Below are 16,694 nucleotides of genomic sequence, written 5' to 3'. Positions count from 1 at the left end.
TGTTGATAAATTGTTGATAACTGCATATAATGGGAATAAGTATTTTTACAAAACACATCCCGTTAAAACTGTCACCCTGCCAGGTGGCGGTTTTTTTGTTTCTCTGAGAGATATTTATTTTTGATAGCCTCTGTTGACCGATTTAGTCGATGTGCAATAATGTCAATAGCCAGATCAATCGACCCCAACTTTTTCGAAAGAACATCCAGATGATTAACTAAATAGTAAGTTTCATTTGGAGTCCACGATCCCGTTTTTTTCCACATGTGCATCTTTTCTCACCCGCCTTTCTAGTGCGATCTGCACTGTCCGGCCTAAGAGAGAGATAGGGGTAGGTGTAGACTCTCCTAGGTCCGACAGCAGAGACCGAAGTCTATTGCTGTTCATTAACCAGTTATGGTAGAATGAATTTGTTAAACGTCCTATACGATAGCAGCTGTTAGTGTGTCCGCACTAATGGCTGTTTTTATTTTTGGCCCGTTTTCTTCTTGGAATTGAACTCTTTGTTCTTTAATCCATTGTGCTAACTCAAAATAAGTCTTTGCCTTTTGCTTCTTACCAGAGTAAAAGTAGATCCAACCTTGCTTGTTTAATGCCTGTGAAACAAATTTTAGTTCCATACCATCCATCAATAAGTTTTCCTTCGCTTCTATCACTCTCTTTAGTGCAGTACCATCGAATAACTTCTTATTCCAACCAGTCAGGTTTTCACTTAGTGTTTTAGCAGCCTCACGAACCATTGTCATTTCTGCTGGGAATAACTTAATATTTGCTGTTGTTCTCATCGTTCATCCTCCTAAACTTCATATAGTAAATCAGCGTACTTTTTAAAAATTACAAGTTGATCTAATGTTTCAATTTCGAAAAATGCCGTCTTCAGTTGATTGAGTAAAATTGCTTTGTTCATCAATAGCTACCTTTCACAAATCCTTTTGCTTTGAGCTTAAGTCGTTGCTCTTTCCATAAACCGATCCAAGAAAAGCCATATTCCAAACAGATAATGCCTACGAAGTGTGTTAAAGCTATAATGGCGTCTATCGCTTCCATCAATGCCTTTTTTAATTGGTGTCTCTCGTGCTCTTGTATGTACTCTGGATGATTAACTAAACAAACTCCGCTAATTGCTTGTATGGCTTCTTGAAGCTCTTCAATCGTCTTACTTCTCACGCTTGATCGATGCAGATCCACTTTGTCTCCGTTTAGTTCCGGCACCCATGCCCCTCCGGTATCTTCAAGGGCAACTGCCATTGAGTAGAAGGGATAATCTAGTTCTTGTGCTAAGATGGGGCGAAGATCTTTTGGGATCTTCCTTGCCCCCGTTTCTGCTTTACTTAATGCTTCACGACTCATGGGAAGATTCAATGATAGTTGTTCTTGTGTTAGTCCTTTCCAATTTCGAGCCCTGGCAAGTGCATTGCCAAGTTGGTTCATATTTGTTCCTCCTTTTGTACCTACCACATGGTAGATTGTGTAAGTAATAGATTTATAATGAAAATCAGATAGCCAATCCTTGCTGCTCTTTTTTCAACCGGTTAACAATGTATGCTTGTCCTTTAGGTGTGACTCTCATCGTTAGGTAAGCGTGCGATCCACCGGAGTTAGTGGTAACACCTTGCGATACAGAGAAAAACTCATTGTCGATGTACTTTTGATAAGGTTCATTCTTGTTCTGGAAGATCAGTTTCCATTCACGAAGCTTTTGGAAGAGTCGCTTCTCACCAATAAGTAGACCTTCTTTTGAAATCAACTTGGCCAACTCTCTGACTAGCATTGATTTATTGGTTGCCATGCATGCTTCAGCAAAACGAACTAGTGGTTGTTGTTTTTCTAACTTAGTTTCAGCACGTCTTCGAGCTTCTTGTTCCTCTTTAAGGTTGGTAGCCAGTTGGATAAGAAAGTCGGGACTTGTAATTACCTTTTCAATTGTTTCATTGGTCATGTATGCTCCATGCTTTCTAATAGAAGGAAGTACTTCTTGCTTCACCCACTTCTTGAAAACTTTCGCCTCCAACTTACGGCTGGTGAAGATTAATTCGTAAAGACCTGACTCGTTAACAATAGATAATTTTTGTTTGCCGCCAAGGGTGTCGGTTAAAGCTACTCCCTTTTCTTCTTCATCTAGTTTTGAAAGGGCATCTCTATTGTTTTTGATTTCTAAAATGTCACAAACATCTTTTGCTACAAACCAAGGTTCGTTATTTTGTTCAACAACTCTTAATTGCTGCCCACGAAAATCAAACAGTTTTTGTAGTTCATTCATTTAAACTACCTCCCTATCAAAGTAATTTGTGTTTTGTTTAACCCAGCGAGTGTTCTGTTCAATCCATTTAAAAAGCAATTTTGTGGGAACACGCTTACCGAATTCAGTATTAATAGGAAAATCAGGTCGAGCAAATAGTTCAGACATTTTTGTTTCACCGCAACGCAACAATTCTTTAGCTTCAGTTCTTGTTAACAAATATGGAAGATTGTTAGTCCGATCAAATCTTTCAACTAATTTTTCATAAGCACGATCAGCAATCTTTTGAGAAATTTGTTCAATCATCGCTTCGTCAAAATCGAATTTGAACATTGAGTACACCTCCTTGATTAAGTAATTTGAGTTGTAATTTACCATTCAATGAGTAAAATTTTTTCGCTGCCACAACTGCATGCAGCATCGACGTCTTGGAGGTGACCGTTTTTAGGTATTTAAAGGCTGGGCTCCCCTTTCGGATCGTGGCACCTTCCCGCTCGTTCGGTGCTCTATGCAGTTGTGGAAAAGTCTTATCCTTCTTCCGATAAAACAATTGGAAGGAGGTGTTAATGAATGTCTGTTACCCAAGAATTTAATGAGAAAATGTTTAAACTTTTAAAAGCAATTCAACAGGATCCCCGCAATCATACAGATTGGGCTAATTCTTTACCGGATGTTGAAATGTTTGATGTAATTTCCAGTGCGTTAAATAAACGCTATCTTGTTGGTATCAAAGCTAAAATGAATGCGTTTGGTGAAGTTACTTTAAGTATTTCTAACACTCGTCTTACAATCGAAGGTCAAGAATTTCTATTAGAATTTAGTAAGTAACTTTTTGTGTTTCAACCCATTCAGTTACTTGATTGAAAATATCTTTCACCGCAAAAATTGGTGTTTTATTTTCAGCAAGAATCTTTAATACTTCACGAGCAACATCTTGCTCATAAAAAACGGTTAACTTATTTTCTTTAATAGCCGTCGTTCCCGCGGCGGCTTGCCTTTCAAGATCTGCTACAGTTTGGATATTTTTCTGGTTCATGGTTTCACCTCTTTCTATGCAGTTGTGGAAAAATAATTAAGCAGAATGTGATTTTTTTGGCTTCTCTTTAAGACCCGATTTGTTTCTGTTTTCATTAAAAAAAATATAATCAACTGAGACTTTGTAATAATCAGCTATTTTTTTTGCTAGTAACAGAGAAGGAGTACGATCTCCTCTTTCAATCGCTCCTAACATTTGAGGAGTAATCCCAATTTCGTTAGCAACAAGAGGTCTTGGTAATTCACCTCTCAACTTAATAAGTAGTTTGCGTTCCATAATTTCCACCACCTTTTAGAAACATTTTGTTTCTGTTTATATTTTCATAATAAAGAAACGTTTTGTTTCTGTCAACACTTTTTAGAAACTTTTTGTTTCTATTGTAGATTAGAAACTATCTGTTTCTTATAATAGAAACAGGAGAGTGAATTATATGTTAGGAGAACGGTTATCCAATCTAAGAAAAAATAAAGGTTTAAGCCAGTACGAACTAGCAGATCGATTGGGTTTTTCAAGAGGAAAACTAGCTAATTATGAGCAAGGAAGTCGCCAACCAGATTACGACACTCTTCAGAAAATAGCTGATTATTTCGAAGTTTCTACTGACTACCTATTAGGTAGAGAGGATTTAACACAAAAAAATGAGAAAAAAGAAATCGAAAACGAAAACCTATTCTTCTTTGATTTAGAAGGATTAAGTGAAGAAGATATTGAGGCTGTAAGAAAACATATTGAGAGTTTGAGGCTTATGGCTAAACAATATAATAAGAATTTTAAAAAGGATAATTGAATAACGAAACTTTACATAGTGAATACCGTATTTTTAACTAGCACTCTATGGAGTGTTTTTATTTCAGGTATTGTTGGGTTTTTTGCCCATTTATACATAATAAATGCAAAAGGGGTCGTTTAACATGGGGAAAGAGAAAGTGAAAAAGCCATTCTATAAGAAATGGTGGGTTTGGGTAATTGCAATTATTGTAGTTGCAGCTGCTACTGGTGGCGAAGAAGATACTGGAACAAGCACTGCTTCAAGTGAACCTAAATCCGAAGTTGCCTCAACAGAACCAGCTAAAAAAGAAGAAAAGAAAAGTGAAAAGAAAAGTGAAGAGAAAAAACCGAAACAATTTACAGTTGGCCAAGAGGTTAAAGTTGGTAACCTTTCCTACATAGTAAAAGGCGTAACTGAAACAAACAAAATTTCTAGTGTTCTTGGCGACAAAACTACAGAAGGTAAATTTGCAATAGTAGAACTTACAGTAAAGAATAACGATAAAAAGGCCCGAATGGCAGATACTACAATGTTTAAGATCAAGACTGCAGATGATACTGAATATGATCCTGACGTTGAGCTTGATATGTACGCGAATGAGGCAGGGGAAACATTCTTCTTACAAGATATTAACCCTAACCTTTCTAAAACAGGTAAGGTAGTATTTGAATTACCAGCTGAAGCAAAAGAATATAACTTAGAGGTATCTAGCGGTGCTGGTTGGTCTGGCGGCGAATACGAACAAATTAAGTTAAAATAATAAATAAGCCCTAAATTTTAGGGCTTTTCTTTTCAACCAACATACGAACATACGTTTGATTAAGAGGTGCATCATGAGTAAAATCTATTTCCCAACCCCTTTAGAATCGTGGATTACACAAAAATACAAGCGCATGAGAATCCTTACACCAAATGATTTATCCGAGGAGCGCATCGCTTTGATTTATAACATATTTTACTTTAAAAAGCCTATTCCCTCGACTTCATATGAAAACGGGAATTTCAAAAGTATCACTGTCGATTCAAGAATTGTACCACCATTACAGCGCGAACAGTTTTATCATGAATGGTGTCATATATTAAGGCATGCTGGTTATCAAGTGAAAATTATGCCTGCTGCGTTTAGAGAACTTCAAGAGTACGATGCGAGAAATTTCACCCGGTACGCAGCAATCCCTTATCACATGCTCCACGAATATGACTTAAACGATCCTAACATAATTGATTATTGGCAGAAAGACTTTAAAGTTTCTGCAGAACTTTGTACCGAAAGACTAAACCAAATAAGAAGAAGATTAATTAATCAGAAAGGAGCCAAGAACTATGTATTGCAGAGAGCTTATTAAAGGGAAAAAGTGGATGTGTGTAGCTGATGGACCTCGAGATCCTGTCACCGGGAAACGAAAACAAATTTCCAGGCGTGCAAAAAGTAAAAAAGAAGCTGCTAAAAAAGTAGAGGAGGCCCTAAAAAACTTAGAGGATAATGGAATTGATGAAAAAAGGGTCAAAAACATCACTTTTGATAAATTGTCCTTAGAATGGTTAAGTGTCTATACATTAACGGGTGTAAAGCGAAGTACTGTACGTATCAGAGAAAAGGAAATAAAAATTATTAATCGTTACATTGCTATGGTAAACATAGATAAAGTTTCAACAAAAATGTACCAAAAAATATTAACAGATTTAGCTGCACAAGAATATGCCAGAACAACAATAGAAGGTGTGCATGTTACTGCAGGAATGATTTTTAAGTATGCCGTAAAAGAAAAATTAATTAAAGAAAGTCCTACCCTACACGCAGTTATTCCAAAAAAGCGAATTACTGTTGAGGAAATTGAAAATCAAAGTATAGAAGAAAAATTCTTAGAAACAGATGAAATCTCTCAGTTCCTTGATGCGGTGGAAGAATTCGGACTTTATCTGGATCGTGAAATATTTTACTTACTTCCCTTCTCTGGAATGCGTTCTGGAGAAATGTGCGCGTTAAAATGGACGGATATTACTTTTAATAAAAATGAAGTTCGTGTAACGAAAACACTTACTAATGAAACAAATAATATGAGGAAATACGATTTAACTCCTCCTAAGACCAAAGGATCTATACGAAAATTCGATTTACCTGATCGGATCATGGACCTGTTAAAAGCTCATAGGATGAAACAAATCCGGCTGCAAAACGATGCTAGAAAAAATACTGAAGACTTTCATGACGGAAATTTTATTTTTTCTCGTGAAAATGGCTATCCGATAGCACCTAAAAATGTTTTAGTTCGAATGGAGAGACTTCTTGCAAAGACATCCATTAAAAAACATGCTACACCCCACATTTTCAGGCACACACATATCAGCATGCTTGCTTCAGCTGGAGTAGACATTACAACCATAATGAAAAGAGTCGGCCATGATGATATGAAAACAACACTTAAAATTTATACTCACGTCACTGAAAAAATGAAAGAGGATGCTTCACATAAAGTCAACGAGACTTTTGGAAACATCCTCAATTATAAGATTTCTAAATGAAATGTGATTGAAATGTGATTTTTCGTTAAAAATCAGCGACTTAAAACTTCGGAAATCCTTGATAATACAAGGGTTTCTTTAGTTTAATTACATCATTCCGCCCATTCCGCCCATGCCCATGCCGGCCATGTCTGGCATTCCGCCGCCAGCGTTTTCTTCTGGCTTATCCGCGATTACTGCTTCTGTTGTTAGGAACATTGCAGATACGGATGCTGCGTTTTGTAGAGCTGAACGTGTAACTTTTGTTGGGTCAACGATTCCAGATTCGAACATGTTTACCCACTCGCCAGTTGCCGCGTTGAAGCCGATTCCGATTTCTTCGTTCTTCAGACGCTCAACCACTACAGATCCTTCAAGACCTGCGTTGTGTGCGATTTGACGAACTGGCTCTTCTAGTGCACGAAGTACTAGTTTCACACCTGTTAGCTCGTCGCCTGTCGCTTCTACTTGAGCGATTGCTTTTAGCACGTTAACTAGAGCTGTACCACCACCGGATACGATACCCTCTTCAACCGCTGCACGCGTTGAGTTAAGTGCATCTTCAATACGAAGTTTACGCTCTTTTAGCTCAGTTTCTGTAGCTGCACCAACTTTGATTACCGCTACTCCACCAGCTAATTTCGCTAAGCGCTCTTGTAATTTTTCTTTATCAAACTCAGAAGTTGTTTCTTCGAGTTGTGCTTTGATTTGGTTAACACGAGCTGCGATTTTAGCAGAGTCTCCTGCACCTTCAACGATTGTTGTGTTTTCTTTTGTAACCACAACTTTAGAAGCTGTACCAAGCTGCGTGATGTTCGCAGTCTTAAGATCAAGACCTAGCTCTTCCGTAATTACTTCACCGCCAGTTAGTACTGCGATGTCTTCTAGCATTGCTTTACGGCGGTCACCGAATCCAGGAGCTTTTACAGCTACTGCATTGAATGTTCCGCGAAGCTTGTTAACTACTAATGTAGCAAGTGCTTCACCTTCAACGTCTTCAGCAATCAACAATAGAGATTTTCCTTGTTGAACCACTTGCTCAAGTACTGGAAGGATTTCTTGGATGTTCGTAATCTTCTTATCTGTGATAAGGATGTACGGGTTCTCAAGCTCTGCTTCCATCTTGTCAGAGTTAGTTACCATATATGGAGATGCGTATCCGCGGTCGAACTGCATACCTTCAACCACTTCAAGCTCTGTAGTGAATCCTTTTGATTCTTCAATCGTGATAACGCCGTCGTTTCCAACGCGCTCCATCGCTTCAGCAATCAATTGTCCTACTTCTTCGTCAGCTGCAGAGATCGCCGCAACTTGTGCGATAGACTCTTTGCCTTCGATTGGTTTAGAGATCGCTTTTAATTCTTGAACAGCCGCAGCCGTTGCTTTTTCGATCCCTTTACGAAGTACCATTGGGTTTGCTCCGCTTGTTACGTTCTTTAGTCCTTCACGAATCATCGCTTGAGCAAGAACCGTTGCAGTTGTCGTTCCGTCTCCTGCTACGTCGTTCGTTTTGCTCGCAACTTCAGCTACAAGCTTAGCACCCATGTTTTCGAATGCATCTTCAAGCTCGATTTCTTTTGCGATTGTAACACCGTCGTTTGTGATTAGAGGAGAACCGAATTTCTTCTCAAGCACAACGTTACGTCCTTTTGGTCCAAGTGTTACTTTTACAGCGTTCGCTAGTGCATCAACACCACGAAGCATTGAGCGACGTGCGTCTTCACTAAATTTAATATCTTTAGCCATGTAAAAACCCTCCCATTAATTTTAAAAGTTAGTGACTTACATATGCTTTATTTATGTAGCTTCAAAACATTGAAGCTTCCCAGTTACCTAACGATTAGCCTACGATCGCTAATACGTCAGACTCACGAAGAATCAAGAATTCTTTACCTTGGTACTTAACTTCTGTACCAGCGTATTTTGAGAAAATAATCGTGTTGCCTTCAGAAACTTCTAAAGAGATACGCTCGCCGTTATCCGTTACACGGCCCGTACCTACAGCAACAACTTTTCCTTCTTGAGGCTTTTCTTTTGCTGAATCTGGCAATACAATGCCGCTTGCAGTTTTTTCTTCACCTTCTACAAGCTCAATAATAATACGGTCACCTAGTGGCTTTAACAAGTGAAACACCCTCCTTAAATAGTTAAAAGATTTCTTATTAGCACTCTTTGTTAGTGAGTGCTAACTCCATTTCTAATAATAAATAAAACTAAAAAATTTTGCAAGTGAGAAATCTAAATATAAATCGAATTACCCTCAAATTCGATATCCTCGCGAGCCCTGCCTATTCTATGTTAAAATGGGTAAGCATATAAAGAGGTATGAAACGTAATTATTTTTAGGGCTGTACGTAAAGGAGAAGGTAATTTGAAGAAAAAATATTGGTGGATCATCTTCATATATATTGTAATGCAATTCTCAGGTTACATTGGGGTTCCACTGTTAAATGAACTTGGTGTTCCTAGAAATCAACTTTTTGGAATGTGGGGAACGTTCAGCTTTATCGCGGCTCTTGTTATTATCCTTTACATGCTGATCCCTGAAATGAGAGAACGCCACCGGAATTCTAAGCGCGTCTCAAAAGGATCTGCCGTTCTATGGTCGATCATCGGTATTTTCATGGCGTACGCCGCTCAAATTATCGCGAGCATGATCGAGATGAATGTTTTTGGCATTCAACCTGGATCGGAAAACACGAAGCAACTTGTTGAAATCGTTAAAAACGTTAAATATTTTATGATTGTGACGGCCATCGTTGGGCCAATACTAGAAGAGATCATCTTCCGAAAGATTATTTTCGGCTCTCTTCATAAACGCTTTAATTTCTTTATCTCTGCTTTGATCAGTTCTTTAATCTTTGCTGCTGTTCATGCGGACTTCACACACTTATTAATCTACACGGCAATGGGCTTCACGTTCGCTTTTCTGTATGTGCGAACTCAACGTCTTATCGTACCGATCGCGGCACACGTTGCCATGAACACGCTCGTTTTGATCGTTCAAGTATTATTTGCCGATAAAATCAAAGAAATGGAACAACAGCTAGAAACAGCGCAATTGATTATTGGAGGACTATTATGAAGACATCACCACTGTTTATGGCATTTTTATATTTAGGGATCGGGGTCGTCTTTACGTACTTAGCCGTTCATTACGCAAGCGAGTACGGCATGACAAGCTTCTGGACCATCATCACGATGGTCGTAGCAACCTTCGACTACGCCAATGCCATCCGCTATTTCGCATTAAACAACCACTTGAAAAGAAAAAAGAAGAAATAATATGGGGGAACTGCTTCTTGATGGAGGCAGTTTTTTGTTTGTGTAGGATTTAGGGTGGTGCTTTGTAAGGTTGGCCAGTGGCGAAGATGGGATTGGACAGATTAGTGGCTGAAATGGACAGATTATATGGGAGATTGGATAGATTATGTTGGAGATTGGACAGATTATACGACCAATCGGACAGATTAATCTACGAATCCGACAGATTATCATCACCAGCGCCAAAACGGACGCTGTTCATTACTTTTGGTGGCAGCTAAATAGCCCGCAAGCCACCTCAAACGATGCTTACTGTCGACTTTTAAGAAAATACTGTCCACTTTCGATGAAATACTGTCCACTTTTGCACATTTACTGTCCACTTCCCCATTTTTACTGTCCGCTCCCACTCTCCCACACCCCAACTTCACTCCAACCACACCAAAAAGAGGATTCTCCACGTGGAGTCATCCTCTTTTTAATCATGATACATAGCTTCCGCCTGGGCTTCGCGTTCTTTGACGAGTGCTTCGACTTCGGCTTTCATGCGTTTTTTATAAGCTGTCTTCGAAATGATGATGCTGATTTCGTATAACAGGATAAGCGGGAACGTAACCATCAAGTGAGACAGCAGCTCTGGCGGTGTAATCAATCCCGCTACTACTAAAATCCCAAAGTAGGCTACCTTGCGAATGCTCTTCAAGAAATCAGGTGTTACGATTCCAAGTCGCGTCAGAAACATGATCAAGACTGGGAACTGGAACAACAGGCCGAACGGCAGTGTGATGTTGAATAGGAATGAGAAGTATTCCTGAATTCCGTATTCGCCTTCTACACTGAGTGCCACGGCGACATTTCCCATAAAGCTCACAACGAACGGAAACAGAATAAAGTACGAAAATGCGAGTCCCGTTAAGAAAAGCACGAATGCGATCGGGATGTACATGAGCGTAACTTTTCGTTCGTTCTCATAAAGCCCCGGGCTGATGAATGCCCAGAGTTGGTACAACACCACTGGTGCGGATAGGACGAGGCCGATGAAGAAGGCAAACGTCATGTACACGTTCAGTGGATCGGTTAGATGAAAAGCGTTCATCTGAATGTTCTTTGCAATTGGATCACTTTGCAGATATACGATCACGGGCTTAGCTAAGAAAAATCCAGCGATCAAGAATATGAAGAAGGCTAGAATCGCCCACATGATGCGCTTTCGTAATTCGCCAATGTGACCGTATAGCGACATATTTTTTTCAGAGGTCATAGACAAACATCCTTACTTCTTCAGTTGTTCGCTTTCCTTTTTGTCATCTTCTTCGTCCATCATGCCTTTTGTTGCATTCTTGAACTCGCGAAGCGTTTTACCTGCTGCTTTACCTAGCTCAGGCAGCTTTTTCGGTCCAAACATAACAAGAGCTGCAAGTCCGATTACCGCGATACTTCCTGGTCCTAACATAACGATTACCTCCTTGTTTTAAGAGTAGTTTTTCATAAAATAAACAAGCGATTGCAATTCAACAGCTAAATCGATGTGATGAACACGAATCTCGGGTGAGACGGTCAATCGTGCGGGTGTGAAATTTAAGATGCCTGTTACACCTGCGCGCTCGAGTTGATCGGCGATCGGTTGAGCGGCTCCTACTGGAACGGTCAGGATCGCAACATCGATGCCTCTGTTCTTCAGTTCTTGCTCGATGTCTTCTGTGTGATAGATCGGAACTCCGGCAATTTCGCTGCCGATTTTAGCTCGGTCTACATCGAATGCGACTTCTATTTTGGTATTGTTATTTTTTGTGAAATTGTAATGTAAAAAGGCCGTGCCTAAGTTACCTACTCCGATTAACGCTACGGTTGTTGTCTCATCCTGGTTCAACGTTTTCGCGAAGAACGACAGCAGATAATTAACATTGTAGCCATAACCTTTTTTGCCTAATGCGCCAAAGTAGGAAAAATCTCTGCGGATCGTTGCAGAATCTACTTTAACGGCTTCGCTTAGTTCAGCAGAAGACACCCTTTGTTTACCGGAAGATGATAAGTTTTTCAAAAAACGATAATACAAGGGCAGCCGTTTTGCTGTTGCGTGTGGTATTTTTAACTGGTCTTGGTTCATATTTGGAGCCCTCCAAGTTTAGAAAGCTTATCTATTCCTATTGTATCATATTTTGTCAGGGCTTGAAGAACGTAGAAAGTCCCCATTCTTGCCTCCTGTTTTCGACTGGAGATATGTAGGTCCGATCACCATTCCTTTATCCGCTGCTTTACACATATCATAGACGGTTAACGCTGCTGCAGAAGCCGCTGTTAACGCCTCCATCTCAACACCAGTGCTGCCCTTTGTTTTCACTTCAACTTGGATGTTTAGTTTATACATGCTGTCCGCTAATTCATCCCATGAAAAAGACAGATCAACGCCAGTCAGTGATAACGGGTGACACATCGGAATCCAGTCAGAGGTTTTTTTGGCAGCCATGATCCCAGCGATCTGCGCGACGGCTAGAACGTCCCCTTTTTTAAATCCGTTTTCTTTGATCTTAAGGAAGACTTCTTCAGAAACCGTTACCCCGCTTACCGCGACGGCTGTTCGGTGAGATGTTTCTTTTTCCGAAATATCAACCATGCGCGCACGGCCTTCTTCGTTAAAATGGGTAAACTCTGTCATAAAACCCCTCCTCATGATGAATATACACGAAACCGCTTTTATTGTCGTTAACATTTTACTTGTAATTATTGCAAAATGTTGAACATTCCCTTTGTTGGCGCGAATCTCCAAACTACGCTAAACTACTAGTTAGACAGGGTTATTTGTATTAAGGCTGATACATGATTGTTGAAAGTAGTTGATTTCCGCTCCAGGTGCTTCGCTTTCCGCGGGGCAGGCGGTGAGCCACATTCGTACGTTTCACGTATAAGTGTCTCACCTGCCCACCTGTCCCGCAGGAGTCTCGCACCTTGCGCTCCAATCAACTTTACAATGAAGCAATAATTCCAATCATTTTAGTAGCCATTTAATAAAACCACCCGTTTTCCATAGAGGTGAAATTACAATGATTATTTTACAAGTTCAGGACGTTACGAAGTCGTTTGGCGCGGACGTTATTTTATCGAATATAAAACTAGAGGTTCAAAAGGGTGAGCGGATCGCTCTTGTTGGGCGGAACGGTGCGGGTAAATCTACGCTGCTTCGCGTGATTACCGGTGAGTATTCCTACGATTCTGGTCATGTCATGATTCCAAAAGACGTGAAGACTGGCTATCTTGCACAAGATGCGGGGCTGGACTCTGATGAGTCGATCTGGAACGAGATGCTCTCGGTGTTTGAAGACCTTCGTAAAAAAGAGAAAAAGCTGCGTGAGATGGAAGCGCGTATGGGCGATCCGGAAGTGATTGCGAATGAAGCGGAGTATGAGCGTCTCTTAAAAGACTATGATGCACTTCAAGTTACGTTTAAAGACGAAGGCGGCTATCAGTATGAAGCAGAGATTCGTACGGTTCTTCATGGTTTTCAATTTGCCGATTTTGATCGCGATACGAAGATCAACACATTAAGTGGTGGGCAAAAAACGAGACTCGCACTCGCAAAGCTCCTATTAACTAAACCAGATCTACTCATTCTCGATGAGCCGACGAACCACTTAGACATCAAAACCCTCACGTGGCTCGAGCAATATTTACAGAGTTATCCCGGCGGCATCTTGATCGTCTCCCATGACCGGTATTTCCTCGATAAGATCGTAACGACCGTTTATGAAGTTTCTAGAAAACGTTCTTACCGTTTCACAGGTAACTATTCTAGCTATCTCGAGCAAAAAGCGGAGCGTTTCGCTCAAGAGATGAAAGAGTTTGAGAAGCAGCAAGAGCAGGTTGCGAAGTTAGAAGATTTTATCCAGCGTAACATCGTGCGTGCTTCAACTACGAAACGTGCGCAGAGCCGTCGCAAACAGTTAGAGAAGATGGAATTGAAAGAGCGTCCCGCTGGCGCAGAAAAGTCTGCTAGTTTTTCTTTTGAGATTGAAAGACAAAGTGGGAACGATGTGCTGAAGCTTGAGAACGTGAGCACAGGATATGAAGACGGTGAACCGTTATTTAAGAACGTATCGGTAGCGGTTAACCGCCAGGACAGCGTCGCGATCGTCGGACCGAACGGAATCGGGAAATCAACTTTATTAAAAGTGATACGTAAGCAGCTGCCGCTCATATCGGGCGATATACGCTATGGCAGTGGACTTATGATCTCTCACTATGATCAAGAACAAGCAGATCTTCATTCACGCAAGACCCTACTGAACGAGCTGTGGGATGATTATCCGGAAAAAACGGAAAAAGAGATCCGCTCGATCCTTGGCCAGTTTCTGTTTAGCGGTGATGATGTACTAAAGCTTGTAACCGAGCTGAGCGGTGGTCAGAAGGCTCGACTTGCTCTGGCGAAGCTTATGATGGAAAAAGGAAACCTTCTTCTGCTGGACGAGCCGACGAACCATCTGGATCTCGACAGCAAAGAAATCCTAGAACAAGCTCTGATCCACTATCCTGGTACGATTCTTTTCGTATCGCATGACCGGTATTTCATCAACCGTATCGCCACAAAGGTCGTTGAACTCGCACCAACCGGCGTGACCGAGTATCTAGGTGACTACGACTATTACACGGAAAAGAAAAACGAGATGAAAGCACGTGAAGAAATCGCTGCGCGCCAGAAAGCGGAGAACGCGGTTAACACTCCTTCTTCCAACCAAGGAAACGGTGCGAAGAACTCGATTGATAAAGAAGCGAAGAAGCTCGACCGTAAAAGACAGCGCCGTATCGAGGAGATTGAGGGTCTGCTTGAAGGACTCGAAACGAAAATCACTTCGGCCGAAGCTGAACTCTGTAAACCTGAAGTCTTTCAGGATTACGAAAAGACGCAAGAATTCCAATCTCAGCTTGATGCTTTGAACGAAGAGATGGAAACGCTGATGGAAGAATGGGAAGAACTACAGAACGCTTAAGTTGAAAGCTGATATCCTTACTTTATTGTAGGGATGTCAGCTTTTTTCGTTTTACTTTTGCACTTCTCCACACACCATTTCATTCGCTGCGCACGTTTCGACATCACTTACTCCCTTCTTCCCCTAAGTTACACACAAGTATCTTCATATACTTTAAAAAACACCCAAGTGAAAATTTCGAATAATCATTCTTATCCACAGATCAACCTGTGGATTTAGCACTTTCCGAAGACTTATCCACTTTATCCACACGAACATGTGTATACATGATGTGAATTGTGTATAATACAAACCCTTTATTTCAAATGTTTCAAAACTATTGTCCACATTATCCACAAACCTGTGTATAACTTTTCCACAAAAATGAAGGGTTTTTGTGTCGAATTACGTCGATATCAAAAAAAGCTCTTCTCCTCATAAAAGGAAAAGAGCTTTTACATTATTGCGCTTCTAAATCTAACCCTGGTACACCGTTTAATGCCATATCTCCACGTGTTCCTTTTTGGTACGCCACACTTCCTGCGGCTCCAATCATGGCTGCATTATCTGTGCATAAGTGAAGCGGAGGAATGACGAGATCGTACTTTGTTCCATTAAAACGGTTTTCTAGCATGTGACGAAGTCCTTTGTTCGCCGCTACTCCACCGGCTAAGAGGACTTGCTTTACGTTATATTGCTCTGCGGCACGGTATGTTTTTTCCACAAGTACATCCACAACACTCGCTTGGAAACTTGCTGCTAAATCTTCAGGCTTGATCACTTCTCCACGCTGTGTTGCATTATGAACCGTGTTGATAACAGCCGACTTCAAGCCGCTGAAGCTGAAATCAAGCGAGTTCGGCTCTAGCCAAGCGCGAGGCAGGTCGATGTTTGCTTCTCCCTCTTGTGCCAGCTTATCGATATGAGGACCGCCTGGGTATGGCATGTTGAGCGTTCGCGCGACTTTATCGTACGCTTCCCCTGCTGCGTCGTCTCTTGTTTCACCGATCACCTTGAACGTGCCGTGCTCCTCCATCAGTACAAGCTCTGTATGCCCGCCTGAGACGATAAGAGATAACAGTGGAAACGTCATTTCTTTTACAAGTCTGTTTGCGTAGATGTGCCCCGCGATATGATGCACAGGAACGAGCGGCAGACTGTGTGCAAAGGCGAATGCTTTAGCTGCATTAACACCGATTAATAGCGCTCCGACAAGTCCTGGTCCTTCGGTTACCGCAACTGCTGTAAGATCTTCTGGCTCTAATTCCGCTTGATTCAGCGCTTCTTCTATAACGACTGTAATTTCTTCAACATGATGGCGTGACGCCACCTCAGGGACAACTCCGCCAAAACGCTTATGACTCTCGATCTGTGATGCGACAACGTTTGCCAGCAGTTCTGTACCGTTCTTCACAATCGCTACTGCAGTCTCATCACAGCTTGTTTCTATCGCTAATATCAATTCATCTTTTATCATAATTCCACCCACATTACTAAAGCATCTTCACCATTATCGCTATAATAGTTTTTCCGGATACCGCCTGCTTCAAATCCTAGTTTTTTATATAAATTCTGTGCAACATGATTACTTACACGTGCCTCTAGCGTCATCGATACAGCGCCGTGCATCTTCGCGAGCTTGATCGCTTCTCTCATGAGCATCTCCCCTAGCTTTCTCCCTCTATAAGAAGGAAGAATGGCGATGTTCGTAACATGTGCCTCATCCATAACGAGCCAGATGCCGCAATAACCGACCGGCTGAAAGGAGTCTTCGATGACGAGGTAATGAGCGAATTGGTTCTCAACAATCTCTCTGTAAAAAGCTTCTCTTGACCATGGAACGGCAAACGACGCTTGCTCGATCCCAAGGATATCATCTATATCGCTTACTTTTGCCAGTCTGAATGTATAAGGCTCTCCCAT

The 16,694-nt window shown here is 41.1% G+C and carries 22 protein-coding genes; 8 read left to right on the top strand and 14 right to left on the bottom strand.

The features are described 5' to 3' along the window. Nucleotides 1-422: 422 nt before the first annotated feature. The 4 genes from ACNJYY_RS01560 to ACNJYY_RS01545 form a co-directional block, all read right to left on the bottom strand. Nucleotides 423-785 (bottom strand): hypothetical protein, encoded by a 363-nt coding sequence (locus ACNJYY_RS01560; protein WP_416730270.1) that lies wholly within the window; start codon nucleotides 783-785, stop codon nucleotides 423-425. A gap of 121 nt (nucleotides 786-906) precedes the next feature. Continuing rightward, entirely contained in the window at nucleotides 907-1,431 is a 525-nt protein-coding gene (locus tag ACNJYY_RS01555) for a helix-turn-helix domain-containing protein (RefSeq protein ID WP_416730269.1), read from the bottom strand. Nucleotides 1,432-1,495: 64 nt separating this feature from the next. After that, complete coding sequence (locus ACNJYY_RS01550) at nucleotides 1,496-2,260, bottom strand: BRO family protein (protein ID WP_416730268.1); 765 nt, start codon at nucleotides 2,258-2,260, stop codon at nucleotides 1,496-1,498. Next, nucleotides 2,261-2,572, bottom strand: a complete 312-nt coding sequence (locus ACNJYY_RS01545) for a hypothetical protein (RefSeq protein WP_416730267.1) — start codon at nucleotides 2,570-2,572, stop codon at nucleotides 2,261-2,263. 237 nt (nucleotides 2,573-2,809) lie between these two features. Between ACNJYY_RS01545 and ACNJYY_RS01540 the strand changes: the two genes are divergently transcribed. Further along, the gene (locus ACNJYY_RS01540) at nucleotides 2,810-3,067 is read left to right on the top strand and encodes a hypothetical protein (protein ID WP_416730266.1); all 258 of its coding nucleotides are present in this window, start codon (nucleotides 2,810-2,812) and stop codon (nucleotides 3,065-3,067) included. Here the strand turns inward: ACNJYY_RS01540 and ACNJYY_RS01535 are convergent. Beyond that, complete coding sequence (locus ACNJYY_RS01535) at nucleotides 3,057-3,275, bottom strand: hypothetical protein (RefSeq protein ID WP_416730265.1); 219 nt, start codon at nucleotides 3,273-3,275, stop codon at nucleotides 3,057-3,059. The two genes, ACNJYY_RS01540 and ACNJYY_RS01535, sit on opposite strands and share 11 nt — an antisense overlap. Before the next feature lie 36 nt (nucleotides 3,276-3,311). After that, on the bottom strand, nucleotides 3,312-3,551 hold the full coding sequence (locus ACNJYY_RS01530) for a helix-turn-helix transcriptional regulator (RefSeq protein WP_416730264.1): 240 nt from the start codon (nucleotides 3,549-3,551) through the stop codon (nucleotides 3,312-3,314). A gap of 154 nt (nucleotides 3,552-3,705) precedes the next feature. Here ACNJYY_RS01530 and ACNJYY_RS01525 point away from each other — a divergent pair, with 154 nt between their 5' ends. The 4 genes from ACNJYY_RS01525 (at nucleotide 3,706) to ACNJYY_RS01510 (ending at nucleotide 6,567) form a co-directional block, all read left to right on the top strand. After that, a complete protein-coding gene (locus tag ACNJYY_RS01525) occupies nucleotides 3,706-4,062 on the top strand; it encodes a helix-turn-helix domain-containing protein (protein ID WP_416730263.1) in 357 nt (118 codons plus the stop codon). Between the two features lie 124 nt (nucleotides 4,063-4,186). Beyond that, nucleotides 4,187-4,804, top strand: a complete 618-nt coding sequence (locus ACNJYY_RS01520) for a DUF4352 domain-containing protein (RefSeq protein ID WP_416730262.1) — start codon at nucleotides 4,187-4,189, stop codon at nucleotides 4,802-4,804. Nucleotides 4,805-4,877: 73 nt separating this feature from the next. Further along, entirely contained in the window at nucleotides 4,878-5,390 is a 513-nt protein-coding gene (locus ACNJYY_RS01515) for an ImmA/IrrE family metallo-endopeptidase (RefSeq protein WP_416730261.1), read from the top strand. After that, on the top strand, nucleotides 5,368-6,567 hold the full coding sequence (locus ACNJYY_RS01510; RefSeq protein WP_416730260.1) for a tyrosine-type recombinase/integrase: 1,200 nt from the start codon (nucleotides 5,368-5,370) through the stop codon (nucleotides 6,565-6,567). Before ACNJYY_RS01515 ends, ACNJYY_RS01510 begins: the two co-directional genes overlap by 23 nt. An 87-nt stretch (nucleotides 6,568-6,654) precedes the next feature. On the opposite strand, the gene groL is transcribed toward ACNJYY_RS01510, so the two are convergent. Both groL and groES read right to left on the bottom strand, forming a co-directional pair. After that, the gene (gene groL, locus ACNJYY_RS01505) at nucleotides 6,655-8,292 is read right to left on the bottom strand and encodes a chaperonin GroEL (protein ID WP_416730259.1); all 1,638 of its coding nucleotides are present in this window, start codon (nucleotides 8,290-8,292) and stop codon (nucleotides 6,655-6,657) included. A gap of 94 nt (nucleotides 8,293-8,386) precedes the next feature. Beyond that, nucleotides 8,387-8,671, bottom strand: coding sequence for a co-chaperone GroES (groES, locus tag ACNJYY_RS01500; protein ID WP_137792218.1), 285 nt, complete (start codon nucleotides 8,669-8,671; stop codon nucleotides 8,387-8,389). Between the two features lie 246 nt (nucleotides 8,672-8,917). Here groES and ACNJYY_RS01495 point away from each other — a divergent pair, with 246 nt between their 5' ends. After that, on the top strand, nucleotides 8,918-9,631 hold the full coding sequence (locus ACNJYY_RS01495; RefSeq protein ID WP_416730258.1) for a CPBP family intramembrane glutamic endopeptidase: 714 nt from the start codon (nucleotides 8,918-8,920) through the stop codon (nucleotides 9,629-9,631). Further along, a complete protein-coding gene (locus ACNJYY_RS01490; protein WP_137792220.1) occupies nucleotides 9,628-9,831 on the top strand; it encodes a YdiK family protein in 204 nt (67 codons plus the stop codon). Before ACNJYY_RS01495 ends, ACNJYY_RS01490 begins: the two co-directional genes overlap by 4 nt. 457 nt (nucleotides 9,832-10,288) lie before the next feature. On the opposite strand, the gene tatC is transcribed toward ACNJYY_RS01490, so the two are convergent. Genes tatC through moaC form a run of 4 tightly spaced genes read right to left on the bottom strand, consistent with a single transcriptional unit; the run spans nucleotide 10,289 to nucleotide 12,466 of the window. Continuing rightward, nucleotides 10,289-11,071 carry a twin-arginine translocase subunit TatC gene (gene tatC / locus ACNJYY_RS01485; protein WP_416730257.1) on the bottom strand — a complete coding sequence of 261 codons (783 nt, stop codon included), beginning with the start codon at nucleotides 11,069-11,071 and terminating at the stop codon, nucleotides 10,289-10,291. A 12-nt stretch (nucleotides 11,072-11,083) separates the two neighbouring features. Then, a complete protein-coding gene (locus tag ACNJYY_RS01480) occupies nucleotides 11,084-11,263 on the bottom strand; it encodes a twin-arginine translocase TatA/TatE family subunit (RefSeq protein ID WP_118156255.1) in 180 nt (59 codons plus the stop codon). An 18-nt stretch (nucleotides 11,264-11,281) separates the two neighbouring features. Continuing rightward, nucleotides 11,282-11,917, bottom strand: coding sequence for a redox-sensing transcriptional repressor Rex (locus ACNJYY_RS01475; RefSeq protein ID WP_066391175.1), 636 nt, complete (start codon nucleotides 11,915-11,917; stop codon nucleotides 11,282-11,284). A 45-nt stretch (nucleotides 11,918-11,962) separates the two neighbouring features. Then, the gene (gene moaC, locus ACNJYY_RS01470) at nucleotides 11,963-12,466 is read right to left on the bottom strand and encodes a cyclic pyranopterin monophosphate synthase MoaC (protein WP_153236453.1); all 504 of its coding nucleotides are present in this window, start codon (nucleotides 12,464-12,466) and stop codon (nucleotides 11,963-11,965) included. 385 nt (nucleotides 12,467-12,851) lie between these two features. Between moaC and ACNJYY_RS01465 the strand changes: the two genes are divergently transcribed. Continuing rightward, a complete protein-coding gene (locus tag ACNJYY_RS01465) occupies nucleotides 12,852-14,792 on the top strand; it encodes an ABC-F family ATP-binding cassette domain-containing protein (RefSeq protein WP_416730256.1) in 1,941 nt (646 codons plus the stop codon). Nucleotides 14,793-15,231: 439 nt separating this feature from the next. Here ACNJYY_RS01465 and tsaD read toward each other — a convergent pair whose 3' ends face one another. Then, complete coding sequence (gene tsaD / locus ACNJYY_RS01460; RefSeq protein WP_416730255.1) at nucleotides 15,232-16,248, bottom strand: tRNA (adenosine(37)-N6)-threonylcarbamoyltransferase complex transferase subunit TsaD; 1,017 nt, start codon at nucleotides 16,246-16,248, stop codon at nucleotides 15,232-15,234. Further along, entirely contained in the window at nucleotides 16,245-16,694 is a 450-nt protein-coding gene (gene rimI, locus ACNJYY_RS01455) for a ribosomal protein S18-alanine N-acetyltransferase (RefSeq protein ID WP_066399684.1), read from the bottom strand. The genes tsaD and rimI overlap by 4 nt, the downstream gene beginning before the upstream one ends.

Origin of the sequence: Fictibacillus tiangongensis, assembly GCF_048083785.1 — a bacterium.
Taxonomy (GTDB): domain Bacteria; phylum Bacillota; class Bacilli; order Bacillales; family Fictibacillaceae; genus Fictibacillus.
Note: the sequence above shows the minus strand (reverse complement) of the source record. Positions and strands in the feature narration are given on the sequence as shown.

Bases quoted from the DNA above. Each gene is read 5' to 3' on its own strand.
- ACNJYY_RS01560 (WP_416730270.1), bottom strand. From the start codon at position 785: ATGAGAACAACAGCAAATATTAAGTTATTCCCAGCAGAAATGACAATG.
- ACNJYY_RS01555 (WP_416730269.1), bottom strand. From the start codon at position 1,431: ATGAACCAACTTGGCAATGCACTTGCCAGGGCTCGAAATTGGAAAGGA.
- ACNJYY_RS01550 (WP_416730268.1), bottom strand. From the start codon at position 2,260: ATGAATGAACTACAAAAACTGTTTGATTTTCGTGGGCAGCAATTAAGA.
- ACNJYY_RS01545 (WP_416730267.1), bottom strand. From the start codon at position 2,572: ATGTTCAAATTCGATTTTGACGAAGCGATGATTGAACAAATTTCTCAA.
- ACNJYY_RS01540 (WP_416730266.1), top strand. From the start codon at position 2,810: ATGTCTGTTACCCAAGAATTTAATGAGAAAATGTTTAAACTTTTAAAA.
- ACNJYY_RS01535 (WP_416730265.1), bottom strand. From the start codon at position 3,275: ATGAACCAGAAAAATATCCAAACTGTAGCAGATCTTGAAAGGCAAGCC.
- ACNJYY_RS01530 (WP_416730264.1), bottom strand. From the start codon at position 3,551: ATGGAACGCAAACTACTTATTAAGTTGAGAGGTGAATTACCAAGACCT.
- ACNJYY_RS01525 (WP_416730263.1), top strand. From the start codon at position 3,706: ATGTTAGGAGAACGGTTATCCAATCTAAGAAAAAATAAAGGTTTAAGC.
- ACNJYY_RS01520 (WP_416730262.1), top strand. From the start codon at position 4,187: ATGGGGAAAGAGAAAGTGAAAAAGCCATTCTATAAGAAATGGTGGGTT.
- ACNJYY_RS01515 (WP_416730261.1), top strand. From the start codon at position 4,878: ATGAGTAAAATCTATTTCCCAACCCCTTTAGAATCGTGGATTACACAA.
- ACNJYY_RS01510 (WP_416730260.1), top strand. From the start codon at position 5,368: ATGTATTGCAGAGAGCTTATTAAAGGGAAAAAGTGGATGTGTGTAGCT.
- groL (WP_416730259.1), bottom strand. From the start codon at position 8,292: ATGGCTAAAGATATTAAATTTAGTGAAGACGCACGTCGCTCAATGCTT.
- ACNJYY_RS01490 (WP_137792220.1), top strand. From the start codon at position 9,628: ATGAAGACATCACCACTGTTTATGGCATTTTTATATTTAGGGATCGGG.
- tatC (WP_416730257.1), bottom strand. From the start codon at position 11,071: ATGACCTCTGAAAAAAATATGTCGCTATACGGTCACATTGGCGAATTA.
- ACNJYY_RS01480 (WP_118156255.1), bottom strand. From the start codon at position 11,263: ATGTTAGGACCAGGAAGTATCGCGGTAATCGGACTTGCAGCTCTTGTT.
- ACNJYY_RS01475 (WP_066391175.1), bottom strand. From the start codon at position 11,917: ATGAACCAAGACCAGTTAAAAATACCACACGCAACAGCAAAACGGCTG.
- moaC (WP_153236453.1), bottom strand. From the start codon at position 12,466: ATGACAGAGTTTACCCATTTTAACGAAGAAGGCCGTGCGCGCATGGTT.
- ACNJYY_RS01465 (WP_416730256.1), top strand. From the start codon at position 12,852: ATGATTATTTTACAAGTTCAGGACGTTACGAAGTCGTTTGGCGCGGAC.
- tsaD (WP_416730255.1), bottom strand. From the start codon at position 16,248: ATGATAAAAGATGAATTGATATTAGCGATAGAAACAAGCTGTGATGAG.
- rimI (WP_066399684.1), bottom strand. From the start codon at position 16,694: ATGGGAGAGCCTTATACATTCAGACTGGCAAAAGTAAGCGATATAGAT.